The 16,898-nt window shown below is 63.7% G+C and carries 12 protein-coding genes; all 12 read left to right on the forward strand.

What is annotated here, in order from left to right:
- The first annotated feature begins 479 nt into the window (after nucleotides 1–479).
- Nucleotides 480–998 carry a 50S ribosomal protein L10 gene (rplJ, locus tag ROA7023_RS21695; RefSeq protein ID WP_085881072.1) on the forward strand — a complete coding sequence of 173 codons (519 nt, stop codon included), beginning with the start codon at nucleotides 480–482 and terminating at the stop codon, nucleotides 996–998.
- Between the two features lie 72 nt (nucleotides 999–1,070).
- Nucleotides 1,071–1,445, forward strand: coding sequence for a 50S ribosomal protein L7/L12 (gene rplL / locus ROA7023_RS21700; RefSeq protein WP_085881073.1), 375 nt, complete (start codon nucleotides 1,071–1,073; stop codon nucleotides 1,443–1,445).
- Nucleotides 1,446–1,736: 291 nt separating this feature from the next.
- Complete coding sequence (gene rpoB, locus ROA7023_RS21705) at nucleotides 1,737–5,873, forward strand: DNA-directed RNA polymerase subunit beta (protein ID WP_085881074.1); 4,137 nt, start codon at nucleotides 1,737–1,739, stop codon at nucleotides 5,871–5,873.
- Between the two features lie 91 nt (nucleotides 5,874–5,964).
- Nucleotides 5,965–10,212: a DNA-directed RNA polymerase subunit beta' gene (gene rpoC / locus ROA7023_RS21710; protein ID WP_085881075.1), complete on the forward strand. Its 4,248-nt coding sequence runs from the start codon at nucleotides 5,965–5,967 to the stop codon at nucleotides 10,210–10,212.
- A 141-nt stretch (nucleotides 10,213–10,353) separates the two neighbouring features.
- Complete coding sequence (locus ROA7023_RS21715; RefSeq protein WP_085881076.1) at nucleotides 10,354–10,626, forward strand: acylphosphatase; 273 nt, start codon at nucleotides 10,354–10,356, stop codon at nucleotides 10,624–10,626.
- Nucleotides 10,627–10,703: 77 nt separating this feature from the next.
- Nucleotides 10,704–11,597, forward strand: coding sequence for a DMT family transporter (locus ROA7023_RS21720; RefSeq protein ID WP_085881077.1), 894 nt, complete (start codon nucleotides 10,704–10,706; stop codon nucleotides 11,595–11,597).
- A 38-nt stretch (nucleotides 11,598–11,635) separates the two neighbouring features.
- Nucleotides 11,636–12,487, forward strand: coding sequence for a glycosyltransferase (locus ROA7023_RS21725; RefSeq protein ID WP_085881078.1), 852 nt, complete (start codon nucleotides 11,636–11,638; stop codon nucleotides 12,485–12,487).
- Between the two features lie 52 nt (nucleotides 12,488–12,539).
- A complete protein-coding gene (locus ROA7023_RS21730; protein WP_085881079.1) occupies nucleotides 12,540–13,379 on the forward strand; it encodes a glycosyltransferase in 840 nt (279 codons plus the stop codon).
- A 255-nt stretch (nucleotides 13,380–13,634) separates the two neighbouring features.
- A complete protein-coding gene (gene rpsL / locus ROA7023_RS21735) occupies nucleotides 13,635–14,006 on the forward strand; it encodes a 30S ribosomal protein S12 (protein WP_005621086.1) in 372 nt (123 codons plus the stop codon).
- A 14-nt stretch (nucleotides 14,007–14,020) separates the two neighbouring features.
- Nucleotides 14,021–14,491, forward strand: coding sequence for a 30S ribosomal protein S7 (gene rpsG / locus ROA7023_RS21740; RefSeq protein WP_085881080.1), 471 nt, complete (start codon nucleotides 14,021–14,023; stop codon nucleotides 14,489–14,491).
- A gap of 48 nt (nucleotides 14,492–14,539) precedes the next feature.
- Nucleotides 14,540–16,681 (forward strand): elongation factor G, encoded by a 2,142-nt coding sequence (fusA, locus tag ROA7023_RS21745; protein ID WP_085881081.1) that lies wholly within the window; start codon nucleotides 14,540–14,542, stop codon nucleotides 16,679–16,681.
- A 90-nt stretch (nucleotides 16,682–16,771) separates the two neighbouring features.
- Nucleotides 16,772–16,898 (forward strand): GTP-binding protein (locus ROA7023_RS21750; protein WP_234992111.1); only part of this gene is annotated, 127 nt, incomplete at its 3' end.

The raw sequence follows: 16,898 nt of genomic DNA on the forward strand, positions 1-16,898 counted from the left end.
TCTTCGGGACGCTCGACACCTTTTTTCTCCATTCGGATGACCGTCAAGCGTGGTGTCGAAGAGAAAGTTGGCCGCAATGCGGCCAACTGAAGTATTTTCTCAACATTTACGGTCAGGGACTGGCCCAAAGGGACGCCCTTTTGCGTTTGCCCCCGCCTGCACCCCGTCGGGAGGGCGTTTTGTCAAGAAAAATTTCACTGCCATGGGTTGGCAAGCCGCCTGACCCGCTGTAAAGAGGCCACTTGCAGAGAGTTGACCCAAACCGGGCGCTGTCTGTGATTCGTCCGAGACGGTGGGTGGCTTGCCGATAGTGCGGTCATAATTCCTGCCTGAGACGGGTAAGGACCAGATTTCTTCGGGTTTTCCGCGTAGCGGCCCCGGGGCGACCTTGGACGGACCCGTAAGGACCCGACTGTCGGGACCTCGTGTTCCGGCTGAACTGAGCCGGAGGGTCAAGCCCTCCAAACTTGGAGTAGACTGTGGATAGAGCCCAGAAAGAAAAGTTGGTCGAGGAACTCGGCCAGATCTTCGAAAGCTCTGGCGTCGTGGTGGTTGCCCACTACGAGGGTATCACGGTTGCCGAAATGCAGGACCTGCGTGCGCGTATGCGCGAAGCTGGCGGGTCCGTGCGCGTTGCCAAGAACAAGCTCGCCAGGATCGCCCTGAAGGACAAGCCCTGCGAAAGCATCGCCGAGTTTCTGACGGGCATGACCGTTCTTTCATATTCTGAAGATCCCGTGGCCGCGGCCAAGGTTGTTCAGAAGTACTCCAAGGATAACGGCAAGCTCGTGATCCTTGGTGGTGCGATGGGAGAGACGGCTCTCGATCCCGCCGGTGTCAAGGCGGTCTCTGAATTGCCGTCGCGCGAAGAGCTCATCGCGAGCATCGCCGGCTGCATCGGGGCCCCCGCCAGCAACATCGCCGGGGCTATTGGCGCGCCTGCTTCGAACATCGCAAGCATTCTCTCGACCATCGAAGAGAAGGCCGAAGCGGCATAAGGCATCCCAAATCCCTCGTGGGGACAGTCCCGCGAACGTTGGAAAACACATCAATCGAACGGAAAGCACGAAATGGCTGATCTGAAGAAACTCGCCGAAGAGATCGTGAACCTCACCCTTCTCGAGGCCCAGGAACTGAAAACCATCCTCAAGGACGAATACGGCATCGAGCCCGCCGCCGGCGGCGCCGTGATGATGGCCGGCCCGGCCGGCGACCCCGCCGCTGCCGAAGAGGAAAAGACCGAGTTCGACGTCGTTCTCAAGAACGCCGGCGCTCAGAAGATCAACGTGATCAAGGAAGTCCGCGGTCTGACCGGTCTTGGCCTGAAAGAAGCCAAGGACCTCGTCGAAGCCGGCGGCAAGATCAAGGAAGGCGTCTCCAAGGCGGAAGCCGAGGAAGTCAAAGCCAAGCTGGAAGCAGCCGGCGCCGAGGTCGAGCTGGCCTAAGGCCTTCACAAGGGGACCAGGCGCCCCCATATGGGCCGCTCTGGGCAGATTTTCGAAGACTTCTGACATCCCCTACCAGATATGGCTGGGACCGGTTGAAACCGGTCCCAGCTTCACCTGTCTCAGAGACGGCATCCGCGGATGCCGTTTCTCGGGCAGGTCGCGATGAGTCGGGCGGCTGCCGGTGGGACGGCGGCCTGGTATGGACCTCGTGACGACCCCTCTCGACGGAGGCCCCGCCGTAGCCCAGCGGCGCGCGGTCCTCGCAGAGATTGAAAGGTGACGCACCACATGGCTCAATCCTTCCTTGGCCAGAAACGCTTGCGCAAGTACTACGGCAAGATCCGCGAAGTGCTGGAAATGCCGAACCTCATCGAGGTTCAGAAAAGCTCTTACGACCTCTTCCTGAATTCGGGCGACGGGCCCGAGCCGATGGATGACAACGGTATCAAAGGTGTCTTCCAGTCGGTCTTCCCGATCAAGGATTTCAACGAGACGGCCGTGCTCGAGTTCGTGAAATACGAGCTGGAGCGCCCGAAATACGATGTCGAGGAATGTCAGCAGCGCGACATGACCTACAGCGCCCCGCTCAAGGTGACGCTGCGCCTCATCGTGTTCGACATGGACGAGGATACCGGCTCGAAATCGGTCAAGGACATCAAGGAGCAGGAAGTCTTCATGGGCGACATGCCCCTGATGACCCCGAACGGCACCTTCGTCGTGAACGGCACCGAGCGCGTGATCGTCAGCCAGATGCACCGCTCGCCCGGCGTGTTCTTCGACCACGACAAGGGCAAGACCCATTCCTCGGGCAAGCTGCTCTTTGCCTGCCGGATCATTCCATATCGTGGGTCCTGGCTCGACTTCGAATTTGACGCCAAGGACCTCGTGTTCTGCCGGATCGACCGTCGCCGGAAACTGCACGTGACGACGCTGCTCTATGCGCTTGGTCTCGACCAGGAAGCGATCATGCGGCATTACTATTCGACCGTTGATTACAAATTCGACAAGAACAAGGGCTGGGTCACCAAGTTCTTCCCCGAGCGCGTGCGCGGCACCCGCCCGGCGTTCGATCTTGTCGACGCCGCGACCGGCGAAGTCTTTGCCAAGGCAGGCGAAAAGGTCACCCCGCGCCAGGTCAAGAAGCTGATCGACGAAGGCAACGTCACCGAGCTTCTGGTTCCGCATTCCCACATCGCGGGCAAGTTCGTCGCCGAGGACATCATCAACGAGGAAACCGGCGCGATCTATGTCGAGGCCGGGGACGAGCTGACGATCGACCGCGACAAGGAAGGCGAGATCATCGGCGGCACCGTCAAGGAGCTGATCGACGCGGGCGAGCTGAACATCCCCGTTCTCGACATCGACAACATCAATGTCGGCCCCTACATGCGCAACACCATGGCGCAGGACAAGAACATGAACCGGGAAACCGCGCTCATGGACATTTACCGCGTCATGCGCCCGGGTGAGCCGCCGACCGTCGATGCCGCCTCGACCCTGTTCGACTCGCTGTTCTTCGACAGCGAGCGCTATGATCTGTCGGCTGTCGGCCGGGTGAAGATGAACATGCGTCTTGCGCTCGATGCCGCCGACACCCAGAGGACCCTGCGCCGCGAGGACATCGTGTCCTGCATCAAGGCCCTGGTCGAATTGCGCGACGGCAAGGGCGAAATCGACGACATCGACCACCTCGGCAACCGCCGGGTCCGGTCAGTGGGCGAGCTGATGGAGAACCAGTATCGCGTCGGTCTGCTGCGGATGGAGCGTGCGATCAAGGAGCGCATGTCGTCGGTCGAGATCGACACCGTGATGCCGCAGGACCTGATCAACGCCAAACCCGCCGCCGCCGCGGTGCGCGAGTTCTTCGGTTCCTCGCAGCTGTCGCAGTTCATGGACCAGACCAACCCGCTGTCCGAGGTCACGCACAAACGCCGCCTCTCGGCGCTTGGCCCGGGCGGTCTGACCCGCGAGCGTGCAGGTTTCGAAGTGCGCGACGTGCACCCGACGCACTATGGCCGGATGTGCCCGATCGAGACGCCGGAAGGCCCGAACATCGGTCTCATCAACTCGCTCGCCACCTTCGCGCGGGTGAACAAGTACGGCTTCATCGAAACCCCCTACCGGGTGGTCAAGGACGCGCATGTGACGGACGAAGTCCATTACATGTCCGCGACCGAAGAGATGCGGCACACGGTGGCCCAGGCCAACGCGACGCTCGACGATGCCGGGCATTTCATGAACGATCTGGTGTCGACCCGTCAGTCCGGGGAATACACGCTCGCCCCGCGCGAGAACGTGGACCTGATCGACGTGTCGCCCAAGCAGCTGGTGTCCGTCGCGGCGTCGCTGATCCCGTTCCTAGAGAACGACGACGCGAACCGCGCCCTGATGGGGTCGAACATGCAGCGCCAGGCGGTCCCGCTTCTGCGGGCCGAGGCGCCGTTCGTCGGCACCGGGATCGAGGGAAAGGTGGCGCTGGACAGCGGCGCCGCAATCGTGGCCCGTCGTGCGGGCATCGTGGACCAGGTCGACGCGGCGCGGATGGTGATCCGGGCCACCTCTGATCTGGAGCCGGGCGATCCGGGCGTCGACATCTACCGGATGCGCAAGTTCCAGCGGTCCAACCAGAACACCTGCATCAACCAGCGTCCGCTGGTGAAGGTGGGCCAGGAAGTGCAGAAGGGCGAGGTGATCGGCGACGGTCCCTCCACCGATATCGGCGAATTGGCGCTCGGCAAGAACGTGATTGTCGCCTTCATGCCGTGGAACGGCTACAACTACGAGGACTCGATCCTCATCTCAGAGCGGATCGTGAAGGACGACGTGTTCACATCGATCCATATCGACGAGTTCGAAGTGGCCGCCCGCGACACCAAGCTCGGCCCCGAAGAGATCACCCGCGACATTCCCAACGTCGGCGAGGAAGCCCTGCGCAACCTCGACGAGGCAGGGATCGTCTACATCGGTGCCGAAGTGGGGCCCGGTGACATCCTGGTGGGCAAGATCACCCCCAAGGGCGAAAGCCCGATGACGCCGGAGGAAAAGCTTCTCCGCGCGATCTTCGGCGAGAAGGCGTCCGACGTGCGCGACACCTCCCTGCGCCTGCCGCCGGGGGATTTCGGCACGATCGTCGAGGTGCGGGTCTTCAACCGCCACGGTGTGGAAAAGGACGAGCGGGCGCTTCAGATCGAGCGTGAAGAGGTCGAGCGTCTGAGCCGTGACCGCGACGACGAGATGGCGATCCTCGATCGCAACATCTACGCCCGTCTGCGCAGCGTGATCGAGGGCAAGACCGTCGCCAAGGGGCCGAAGGGCATCAAGGCCGGCTCGATCGTCGACGACGAACTGCTGGGCATGTTCCCCCGCAGCCAGTGGTGGCAGATCGCGCTCAAGGAAGAAGCCGACGCGCAGTTCGTGGAGGCGCTCAACGAGCAATACGAGGCGCAGAAGCGCCAGCTCGACGCGCGGTTCGAGGACAAGGTCGAAAAGGTGCGCCGCGGCGATGACCTGCCTCCGGGCGTGATGAAGATGGTCAAGGTGTTCGTGGCGGTGAAGCGCAAGCTTCAGCCCGGCGACAAGATGGCCGGTCGTCACGGCAACAAGGGTGTCATTTCGAAGGTGGTGCCGGTCGAGGACATGCCGTTCCTGGCCGATGGCACACATGTGGACTTCGTTCTCAACCCGCTCGGCGTGCCGTCGCGGATGAACGTCGGCCAGATCCTCGAGACGCACATGGGCTGGGCTGCCCGCGGCCTGGGCGTGCAGATCGACGAAGCTCTGGGAGAATACCGCCGGTCCGGCGACATGACCCCGGTGCGCGAAGCGATGCGCCTCGCCTACGGCGACGATGTCTATGACGAGGGCATCGACGGCATGGACGAAGAGACCATGGTCGAAGCGGCAGGCAACGTGACCCGCGGCGTGCCGATCGCGACGCCCGTCTTCGACGGCGCCAAGGAGGCCGACGTGGACGATTCCCTGCGCCGGGCCGGCTTTGACGAGACCGGCCAGTCGATCCTGTTCGACGGACGCTCGGGCGAGCAATTCTCGCGGCCGGTGACGGTCGGGGTGAAGTATCTGCTCAAGCTGCACCACCTGGTGGACGACAAGATCCACGCGCGGTCGACCGGGCCCTACAGCCTCGTCACGCAGCAGCCCCTCGGTGGCAAGGCCCAGTTCGGCGGTCAGCGCTTCGGCGAGATGGAGGTCTGGGCGCTTGAAGCCTACGGCGCGGCCTACACCCTCCAGGAGATGCTGACGGTGAAGTCCGACGACGTGGCGGGCCGGACCAAGGTCTACGAGAGCATCGTCAAGGGCGAGGACAATTTCGAGGCCGGTATTCCGGAATCGTTCAACGTTCTCGTCAAGGAGGTCCGGGGTCTGGGCCTCAACATGGAACTCCTGGACGCGGAGGAGGACGAGTAGGGCACCCGAATATTCGCGAATATTCGGACAGAAAATTCGCGAATTTTCTGGCTCCGCCCAATCTCCGACGCATACCTAGAAAGGTGACCCAATGAACCAGGAACTGACCAACAACCCGTTCAACCCGCTGACGCCCGCCAAGACCTTTGACGAGATCAAGGTCTCGCTGGCGTCTCCCGAGCGGATCCTCAGCTGGTCCTTCGGCGAGATCAAGAAGCCCGAGACGATCAACTACCGCACGTTCAAGCCCGAGCGTGACGGCCTTTTTTGTGCGCGTATCTTCGGCCCGATCAAGGATTACGAGTGCCTCTGTGGCAAGTACAAGCGCATGAAATACCGCGGTGTCGTCTGCGAGAAATGCGGCGTGGAAGTCACGCTGCAGAAGGTCCGACGCGAGCGTATGGGCCATATCGAACTGGCGGCCCCTGTCGCTCATATCTGGTTCCTGAAGTCGCTGCCCTCGCGCATCGGCCTCATGCTCGACATGACCCTGCGCGACCTGGAGCGGATTCTCTACTTCGAGAACTACGTCGTGATCGAGCCCGGCCTGACCGACCTGTCCTATGGCGAGCTGATGACCGAGGAACAGTTCCTCGACGCCCAGGACACTTTCGGCATGGACGCCTTCACGGCGAACATCGGCGCCGAGGCGATCCGCGAGATGCTCTCGCTCATCGATCTCGACGCGACCGCCGAGCAGCTGCGCGAGGAGCTGAAGGAGGCCACCGGCGAGCTGAAGCCCAAGAAGATCATCAAGCGTCTGAAGATCGTCGAAAGCTTCATCGAATCCGGCAACCGTCCGGAGTGGATGATCCTGACCGTCGTGCCGGTCATCCCGCCGGAGCTGCGTCCGCTGGTCCCGCTGGACGGCGGCCGGTTCGCCACGTCCGACCTCAACGACCTCTACCGCCGGGTGATCAACCGGAACAACCGCCTCAAGCGGCTGATCGAGCTGCGCGCGCCCGACATCATCGTCCGCAACGAAAAGCGGATGCTGCAGGAATCCGTCGACGCACTCTTTGACAACGGCCGTCGTGGCCGGGTCATCACCGGGGCCAACAAGCGGCCGCTGAAATCGCTCAGCGACATGCTCAAGGGCAAGCAGGGCCGCTTCCGCCAGAACCTTCTGGGCAAGCGGGTCGACTTCTCCGGCCGCTCGGTCATCGTGACAGGCCCGGAACTGAAGCTGCACCAGTGCGGTTTGCCCAAGAAGATGGCGCTCGAGCTCTTCAAGCCGTTCATCTATTCGCGGCTCGAGGCGAAGGGGCTCAGCTCCACCGTCAAGCAGGCGAAAAAGCTGGTCGAGAAGGAACGCCCCGAGGTTTGGGACATCCTCGACGAGGTCATCCGTGAGCACCCGGTTCTTCTGAACCGTGCGCCCACGCTGCACCGTCTCGGCATCCAGGCGTTCGAGCCGATCCTGATCGAAGGCAAGGCGATCCAGCTGCACCCGCTGGTCTGCTCGGCTTTCAACGCCGACTTCGACGGCGACCAGATGGCCGTGCACGTCCCCCTTTCGCTGGAAGCCCAGCTCGAGGCGCGCGTCCTGATGATGTCGACCAACAACGTTCTCAGCCCCGCGAACGGTGCACCGATCATAGTGCCGTCGCAGGACATGATCCTTGGCCTCTATTACGTCACCATCATGCGCGACGGCATGAAGGGCGAGGGCATGAAGTTTGGCTCCGTCGAGGAAGTCGAGCATGCGCTGACCGCCGGCGAAGTGCACATGCACGCCAAGATCGAATGCCGCGTGAAGCAGATCGACAGCGAGGGCCAGGAGGTCGTCAAACGCTTCGAGACGACGCCCGGCCGGGCCCGTCTGGGTGCGCTGTTGCCGCTCAACGCCAAGGCGCCGTTCGACCTGGTCAACACGTTGCTGCGCAAGAAGGACGTGCAGCGGGTCATCGACAGCGTCTACCGCTACTGCGGCCAGAAGGAATCGGTGATTTTCTGTGACCAGATCATGACGCTCGGCTTCCGCGAGGCCTTCCGGGCCGGCATCTCGTTCGGCAAGGCCGACATGGTGGTGCCCGACAACAAGTGGACGCTGGTCGACGAGACCCGCGACCAGGTCAAGGATTTCGAGCAGCAGTACATGGACGGCCTGACCACCCAGGGCGAGAAGTACAACAAGGTGGTCGATGCCTGGTCGAAGTGCAACGACAAGGTCACCGAGGCCATGATGTCGACGATCTCGGCCAAGCATGTGAGCGACGAGGGCGCCGAAGAAGAGCCCAACTCGGTCTACATGATGGCGCACTCCGGTGCCCGTGGTTCCGTCACGCAGATGAAGCAGCTGGGCGGGATGCGCGGCCTGATGGCCAAGCCTTCGGACGAGATCATCGAGACGCCGATCATCTCGAACTTCAAGGAGGGCCTGACCGTGCTGGAGTACTTCAACTCCACCCACGGGGCGCGGAAGGGTCTGTCGGACACGGCGCTCAAGACCGCCAACTCCGGCTACCTCACCCGGCGTCTGGTCGACGTGGCGCAGGATTGCATCGTGCGCCAGGCCGATTGCGGCACCGAACAGGGGATCACGGCGGAGCCGGCGATCAACGACGGCGAGGTCGTGGCCTCCATCGGCGAGCGTGTGCTTGGCCGTGTGGCGGCCGACGATGTCATCATCCCGGGCTCGGACGAGGTTCTCGTCCGTCGCGGCGAGCTGATCGACGAACGCCGCGCTGATGCGATCGAGGCGGCCAAGCTGCAGACGGTGCGCATCCGTTCGCCGCTGACCTGCGAGGCCGAGGACGGCGTCTGCGCCATGTGCTACGGGCGCGACCTTGCCCGCGGCACCATGGTCAACATCGGCGAGGCTGTCGGCATCATCGCCGCGCAGTCCATCGGTGAACCCGGCACCCAGCTGACGATGCGGACCTTCCACATCGGCGGCGTGGCACAGGGTGGCCAGCAATCGTTCCTAGAAGCGTCCCAGGACGGCAAGGTGGAGTTCCGCAACGCCCTGATCATCGAGAACGCCCTTGGCGAGCAGATCGTCATCGGCCGGAACATGGTCTTCGCGATCATGGATCCGGAAACCGGTGCCGAACGGGCCAGCCACAAGATCGGTTACGGCACAAAGGTGTTCGCCAAGGACGGCGCTCCGATCACCCGCGGCGACAAGATGTTCGAATGGGATCCCTACACCCTGCCGATCATCGCCGAGAAGACGGGCATCGCGAAGTCGGTCGACCTGATCCCGGGCATCTCGGTGCGCGAGGATACGGACGATGCGACGGGCATGACCCAGCGTATCGTGTCCGACTGGCGCTCTGCGCCCAAGGGCAACGAGCTCAAGCCGGAGATCATCCTGCTGGGCGAGGACGGCGAGCCGGTTCGCAACGAGCTTGGCAACCCGATCACCTACCCGATGTCCGTGGATGCGGTCCTGTCGGTCGAGGATGGCCAGAAGCTGGAGCCGGGCGACGTCGTCGCGCGTATCCCGCGTGAAGGCGCCAAGACCAAGGACATCACCGGTGGTCTGCCGCGTGTGGCCGAACTCTTCGAGGCACGCCGCCCCAAGGACAACGCGATCATCGCCGAGATCGACGGCTACGTGCGCTTCGGCAAGGACTACAAGAACAAGCGTCGGATCGCGATCGAACCCGCCGACGAGACGCTGTCCAAGGTCGAGTACATGGTGCCCAAGGGCAAGCACATCCCGGTCCAGGAAGGCGATTTCGTCCAGAAGGGCGATTACATCATGGACGGGAACCCGGCGCCCCACGACATTCTGTCGATCATGGGTGTCGAGGCGTTGGCCAACTACATGGTCGACGAGGTGCAGGATGTCTACCGGCTGCAGGGCGTGAAGATCAACGACAAGCACATCGAGGTCATCGTCCGGCAGATGCTGCAGAAGTGGGAGATCCAGGATTCCGGGGAAACCACCCTGCTCAAGGGCGAAACCGTGGACAAGGTCGAGTTCGACGAGGCCAACGAGAAGGCCGCGTCCAAGGGCGGTCGTCCGGCAACTGGCGAGCCGATCCTGCTCGGGATCACCAAGGCCTCGCTGCAGACCCGGTCGTTCATCTCGGCGGCGTCGTTCCAGGAAACCACGCGCGTGCTCACAGAGGCATCGGTGCAGGGCAAGCGGGACAAGCTGGTCGGCCTCAAGGAGAACGTCATCGTCGGGCGGCTTATCCCGGCCGGCACCGGGGGCGCCACGACCCGCATCCGAAAGGTTGCCTCCGATCGTGACAACAAGGTCATCGAGGCGCGTCAGGCCGAGGCCGAGCAGGCCGCCGCCCTGGCCGCACCGGTCGAGGAAGATGTCGTCGGTGGCGACGAGCATGACGTCTTCATGGTGAACACGCCCGAGAGCCGCGAGTGATCGCGGCGCCTCGACGACGCAGATGATCCCGGAAGGCCCCACCAGTCTCTGGCGGGGCCTTCTTTATTGGCGCCGCCCCCTTGCGCGACCGGCCCGGACGGGGGACTCCTGTGTCATGGCCAGAGGAACGGAAGGGTCGGGATGAAGGCGGTCGGCATCAGGGTGACGGGCCGGGTGCAGGGGGTCTCGTATCGCGCCTGGACGCGACAGGAGGCTCGGGGTCTCGGCCTCGCGGGGTGGGTCCGCAACGCCGAAGACGGCAGCGTGCGGGCCCATGTCGAGGGGCCGGAGGACGCCGTGGACCAACTGCTCTCGCGTCTGCGGACGGGCCCGGCATTTGCGCAGGTCCGCGAGGTCGCAGCGACCCCGGCAGAGCCGCAAGGGCTGAGCGGCTTCGAGATCCACCGTGGCTGACGCGCACCGCGAGCTGTCCGCGCAGGGCGGGGCACGCGGGCTCTGGCGGCCCCCGACGGGGCCTGCTACCGGAGGCCATGGCACTCTCTGACAACATGCGCGGCGCGGTGCTGATGATGGTGGCGATGACCGCCTTCACGGTGAACGACGTCTTGCTCAAGGGGCTGTCGGGAGATCTGCCGATCATGCAGGTGATCTTTCTGCGCGGCGTGCTCACGTCCGTTCTGCTGGGGGTCGCGGCCTGGCGAATGGGGGTCCTGAAGCTTGCGATCCCGCGCCGTGACAGGGGGCTGATCGCCCTGCGCTGCCTGGGCGAGGCGGGGGCCGCCTGGTTCTTTCTCTCGGCGCTCTATCACATGCCGATCGCCAACCTCAGCGCGATATTGCAGGCCTTGCCCCTGGTCGTGACACTGGGATGCGCCGTGGTTTTCGGCGATCCCGTCGGCTGGCGACGGTTGACGGCGATCCTTGCGGGCTTCGTCGGCGTGCTGCTGATCGTGAGGCCCGGGGCCGAGGATTTCTCGCTCTATTCCATGTACGGCGTCGCCACGGTGCTGTGTTCGGCCGTGCGCGACATGGCCACGCGGCGGCTGTCGCAGGCGGTCCCGTCGCTGACGGTGACGTTCTTCACCTCGGTGGCGGTGATGCTTATGGGCCTGGTGTTGGGCCTGACGCAGGACTGGGGCACCCCGACGACGAACGAGATGCTGACCATCGTGGCGGCAGGCTGCCTGGTGATCGGCGCCTATCTGTCGGTCATCATGTCCATGCGGGTCGGCGACATCGCCTTCGTGGCCCCCTTCCGCTATGCCGGGTTGGTGGTGGCGATCATCCTCGGCCTTCTGGTCTTCGGCGATTTCCCGGACCCTCTGACCTGGATCGGCAGCGGAATCGTCGTGGCCTCGGGCCTGTTCTCGTTCTGGCGCGAGCGCCGCCTCGCGATCCCGCGCAAGCCGGTGCCGCCGCGATGAGGCTTGAGCGCCGCCCAGCGACGGCCTAGCGTCGCGCCATGGTGCAATTTCTTGGCCTTTGCCGCTTTTCCTATCCGGCCCTGCAGGATTTCCAGACCAGGCACGCCGACCTTTCCGCGCGCAGGGCCGCGCTTTACGCCCCCGACCGGCTGGACCTGCGGATGATGTGGTTCGAACATATCCTGCTGCCCGGAATCCGCGGCCAGACCGACAAGGATTTCAAGCTGCTGCTGCTGTTGGGGGAGGATTTCCCCGACCCCTGGCGCGGCCGTATGGCAGAGCTGATCCGGGACATCCCGCAGATCGTGCCGGTCTTTCGCGCACCGCTGCATCACCGGGGCGTTTGCCGCGATGCGTTGATGGCGGCCCGGGACCCGGCGGCCGACTGGGTCGCCGAGTTCCGGCTTGACGATGACGACGCCGTGGCCGTCGATTTCATCGCGCGGGCCCGGGAGGATTTCGAGATCCTGCGCCCGATGGCCGAACAGACCGGCAGCGGCGCGCTCGACTACCAGCGCGGGGTTCTGGTCGAGACCGGCCCCGAGGGGGTCGAACTGCTGCCCCTGGTGGCCCGCTACTGGGCGGCGGGGCTGTGCCTTTGCTATCCGTCCGCCCATGAGCAGAGCCTGATGGACTATCCCCATCACCGGGTCTGGTGGCGCATGCCCACCGTGACCCGGCCCGAGACCGCGATGTTCGTGCGCGGCAGCCATGCCACCAACGACAGCCCCATCAACCGGCGCGAGGGGATCACGCTGAAGATCCCGCCCGCCACATTGCGCGGCATCCTCGACAAACGGTTCGGCATCGACCTGCCCGCCTTTCGCGCCGCCTGGGACGACCTGCGCCGCCTGGGACGACCTGCGCCGCCGCGCGGCGGGTTGAGGTGAGAGGGCCGCTCGCCTAGGGTCACGGTCGGTCGGCAAAGGCGGAACAGGCGTCATGGAAAAGATACAGGTGCTCGGCCTTTGCCGGTTTTCCTACCCCTCGGCGCCGGGCGGGTTTGACGACCAGACGCGATCCATGGAGGACGTCCGCGCCCGGCTCTACGAGCCGCGGCGCATGGCGCTGCGGTTTCTGTGGTTCGAACATGTGGCGCTGCCCTCGCTGCGCCAGCAGACCGACCGCAACTTCACCGTGGTGGTGCTGGCCGGCGACCGGATGCCGGCCGAGCATCGCCAGCGGTTGCTCGACCTGCTGGTCGACACGCCCCAGATCAAGCCGTTGTTCCTGGAGGAGGGCCAGGTGCACCGCGACGCCTGCCGGGCCGCGATGCAAGCCCACCGCGACCCCGCGGCCCATGCCGTGGCCGAGTTCCGGCTGGATGACGACGACGCGGTCGCAGACATCTTTGTCGAGCGCACAAGGATGGTCTTTCGCCACGTCCGCCACCTGTTCGAGATGCGGCCCCGGGTCAGCGTGGATTTCTGCCGCGGCGCCCTGCTGCGGGTGACCGAAGAGGGGATCGACCTGCGGCCCGTGGTGGCCCAGCACTGGACCCCGGGGCTGGTGAATTACCGCAAGCCGGACGATCCGCTCAGCCTGCTGGATGCCCTGCACACGAAGCTGTGGAAGGGGATGCCGTTGTTGACCCTGCCGTTTCCGCCGATGTACGTGCGGGGGGCGCATGAGGACAACGCCAGCGCCATCAGCCGCCGCTGGGACAAGATCGATTCCTGGCAGACCGAGCCGCATGAGCTGCGCCGCCTGCTGGGCTCCGCCTTCGGCATCGACCTGCCTGCCATGGAGACAGCTATCAAGGCCTGGCGCAAAGGGCGTTGACGGCTTGTTGACAACCCCCCTGATTCCCCCTAATAGGCGCGGACCTAGGCAGACGGCATCACGTTCGTCAGCCCGAAATCAAAGTTGAAGTGGTCATGATCCGGGCCTTGGCCCCGATCCTCTGGAAGCCCACCGCACCGGTTCACTGGGACCGACTGCGGGTCTTTGCGCTTTGCGGACGCGTGACGCGCGCGAGTTGAAATCCGCGGCCCCTCGGGTCCGCACACATGTGTACGAAACGGGGAAGAACGCCCAATGCCAACGATCCAGCAGCTGATCCGCAAGCCGCGGCAGCCGAAAGTCAAACGCTCCAAATCCATGCACCTGGAACAGTGCCCGCAGAAACGCGGCGTCTGCACCCGGGTCTATACGACCACGCCGAAGAAGCCGAACTCGGCCATGCGGAAGGTCGCCAAGGTGCGTCTGACCAATGGTTTCGAGGTCATCAGCTACATCCCCGGTGAGAGCCACAACCTGCAGGAGCACTCGGTCGTGCTCATCCGCGGCGGCCGTGTGAAAGACCTTCCCGGTGTTCGCTACCACATCCTGCGCGGCGTGCTCGACACGCAAGGCGTGAAGGACCGCAAGCAGCGCCGGTCGAAGTACGGCGCGAAGCGTCCGAAGTAAGAGGAAGAGATCAGATGTCCCGTCGTCACGCCGCCGAAAAGCGCGAAATCCTCCCCGATGCCAAGTTTGGCGATCGGGTTCTGACCAAGTTCATGAACAACCTCATGGTCGACGGCAAGAAGTCCGTCGCCGAGCGCATCGTCTACAACGCGTTCGACCGGGTCGAGGGCAAGCTCAAGAAAAGCCCTCTCGAAGTGTTCCACGAGTGCCTCGACAATATCAAGCCGTCGGTCGAGGTTCGCTCCCGTCGGGTTGGTGGTGCCACCTACCAGGTGCCGGTCGAGGTGCGCCCCGAGCGCCGCGAAGCGCTTGCCATCCGCTGGCTGATCGACGCCGCCAAGAAGCGGAACGAGCACACGATGGAAGAGCGCCTCGCGGGCGAGCTTGTCGACGCCGTCAACGGCCGGGGAACCGCCGTGAAGAAGCGCGAAGACACGCACAAGATGGCCGATGCCAACAAGGCGTTCAGCCACTACCGCTGGTAAATACGGCCGGCCCCGGCCGGCACCCACTTTCGCCTAAGGACCGAACCCATGGCACGTGAATATTCTCTTGGACGCTACCGGAATTTCGGGATCATGGCGCATATCGACGCGGGCAAGACGACCTGCACCGAGCGCATCCTGTTCTACACCGGCAAGTCCCACAAGATCGGCGAAGTCCACGACGGCGCCGCCACGATGGACTGGATGGAGCAGGAGCAGGAGCGCGGGATCACGATCACCTCCGCTGCGACCACCACCATGTGGTTCCGGACCGAGGACGGCAAGACGACGACCGGCCTCTACGGTGACACCCCGCTGGAGGCGTCGTTCCGCTTCAACATCATCGACACCCCCGGCCACGTGGACTTCACCATCGAGGTCGAGCGCTCGCTTGCCGTTCTCGACGGTGCTGTCGCCGTTCTGGACGCCAATGCCGGCGTGGAGCCCCAGACCGAAACCGTCTGGCGCCAGGCCGACCGCTACAAGGTTCCGCGGATCGTGTTCGTCAACAAGATGGACAAGATCGGTGCGGACTTCTTCAAATGTGTTCGCATGATCAAGGACCGCACCGGTGCGATCCCCGCGCCGATCCAGCTGCCCATCGGGGCCGAGGATCAGCTCGAGGGGATCATCGACCTGGTGACGATGAAGGAATGGGTCTGGATCGGTGAGGATCTGGGCGCCTCCTGGGTCGTTCAGGACATCCGCGACTCGATGAAGGCCGAGGCCGAAGAGCACCGCGCGAACCTCATCGAGATCGCCGTCGAGATGGACGACGACGCGATGGAGGCCTACCTCGAAGGCGAGATGCCGACCGAGGCGAAGCTGCGCGAGATGATCCGCAAGGGCACCCTGGCCATGGCTTTCGTGCCCGTGTTGGCCGGGTCCGCATTCAAGAACAAGGGCGTGCAGCCCCTGCTGAACGCCGTCATCGACTATCTGCCGGGTCCGCTGGACGTTCCCGCCTACATGGGCTTCAGCCCCGATGACGAGACCGAGACCCGCAACATCGCGCGTCACGCCGATGACGACGAGCCGTTTTCCGGCCTTGCGTTCAAGATCATGAACGACCCGTTCGTCGGTTCGCTGACCTTCACCAGGATCTATTCGGGCAAGCTCAAGAAGGGCGATTCCATCCTGAACACCACGAAGGGCAAGAAAGAGCGCATCGGCCGGATGATGATGATGCATGCGATCAATCGCACCGAGATCGAAGAAGCGTTCTCGGGTGATATCATCGCGCTTGCCGGTCTGAAGGACACCACCACTGGCGACACCATGTCCGACAGCCAGAACCAAGTGGTTCTGGAAACGATGACCTTCCCTGATCCGGTCATCGAGATCGCGGTCGAGCCCAAGACCAAGGCCGACCAGGAGAAGATGTCTGCCGGTCTGCAGCGTCTGGCCGCCGAGGATCCATCCTTCCGGGTGGAGACTGACATTGAATCCGGTCAGACCATCATGAAGGGCATGGGCGAACTTCACCTCGACATTCTCGTCGACCGGCTGAAGCGCGAGTTCAAGGTCGAGGCGAACATCGGTGCGCCGCAGGTGGCCTATCGCGAGACCATCGGTCGCGAGATCGAGCATACCTACACCCACAAGAAGCAGTCGGGTGGCTCGGGCCAGTTCGCCGAGGTGAAGCTGGTGATCTCTCCGACAGAGCCGGGCGAAGGCTATTCCTTCGAGTCCAAGATCGTCGGCGGGTCGGTGCCCAAGGAATACATCCCGGGCGTCGAGAAGGGGATCAAGTCGGTCATGGATTCCGGTCCGCTGGCAGGTTTCCCGGTCATCGACTTCAAGGTCTCGCTGATCGACGGCAAGTTTCACGACGTGGACTCCTCCGTCCTGGCCTTTGAGATCGCGGCACGGATGGGCATGCGGGAAGGCCTGCGCAAGGCCGGCGCCAAGCTGCTTGAGCCAATCATGAAGGTCGAGGTCGTCACGCCCGAGGAATACACTGGTGGCATCATCGGCGACCTGACCTCGCGTCGGGGGATGGTGCAGGGGCAGGATACGCGCGGCAACGCGATCGTCATCAACGCCTTCGTGCCGCTGGCCAACATGTTCGGCTACATCAACACGCTGCGGTCGATGTCGTCGGGCCGGGCCCAGTTCACCATGCTGTTCGATCACTACGAATCCGTTCCGGCGAACATCTCGGAAGAGATCCAGGCGAAATACGCTTAATCCGGGGGTGGGCGAATCGCCCACCCTACACACCTCAAAAAGCACTTTGCGCAGGCGCTGCGCATCACATCGGTCTAGAAGGAGCCTCCAATGGGCAAGGCAAAGTTTGAACGCAACAAGCCGCACGTCAACATCGGCACGATCGGTCACGTTGACCACGGCAAGACGACGCTGACGGCCGCGATCACGAAGTATTTCGGCGACTTCCGCGCCTATG

The sequence above is a fragment of the Roseisalinus antarcticus genome (assembly GCF_900172355.1).
Lineage (GTDB): Bacteria > Pseudomonadota > Alphaproteobacteria > Rhodobacterales > Rhodobacteraceae > Oceanicola > Oceanicola antarcticus_A.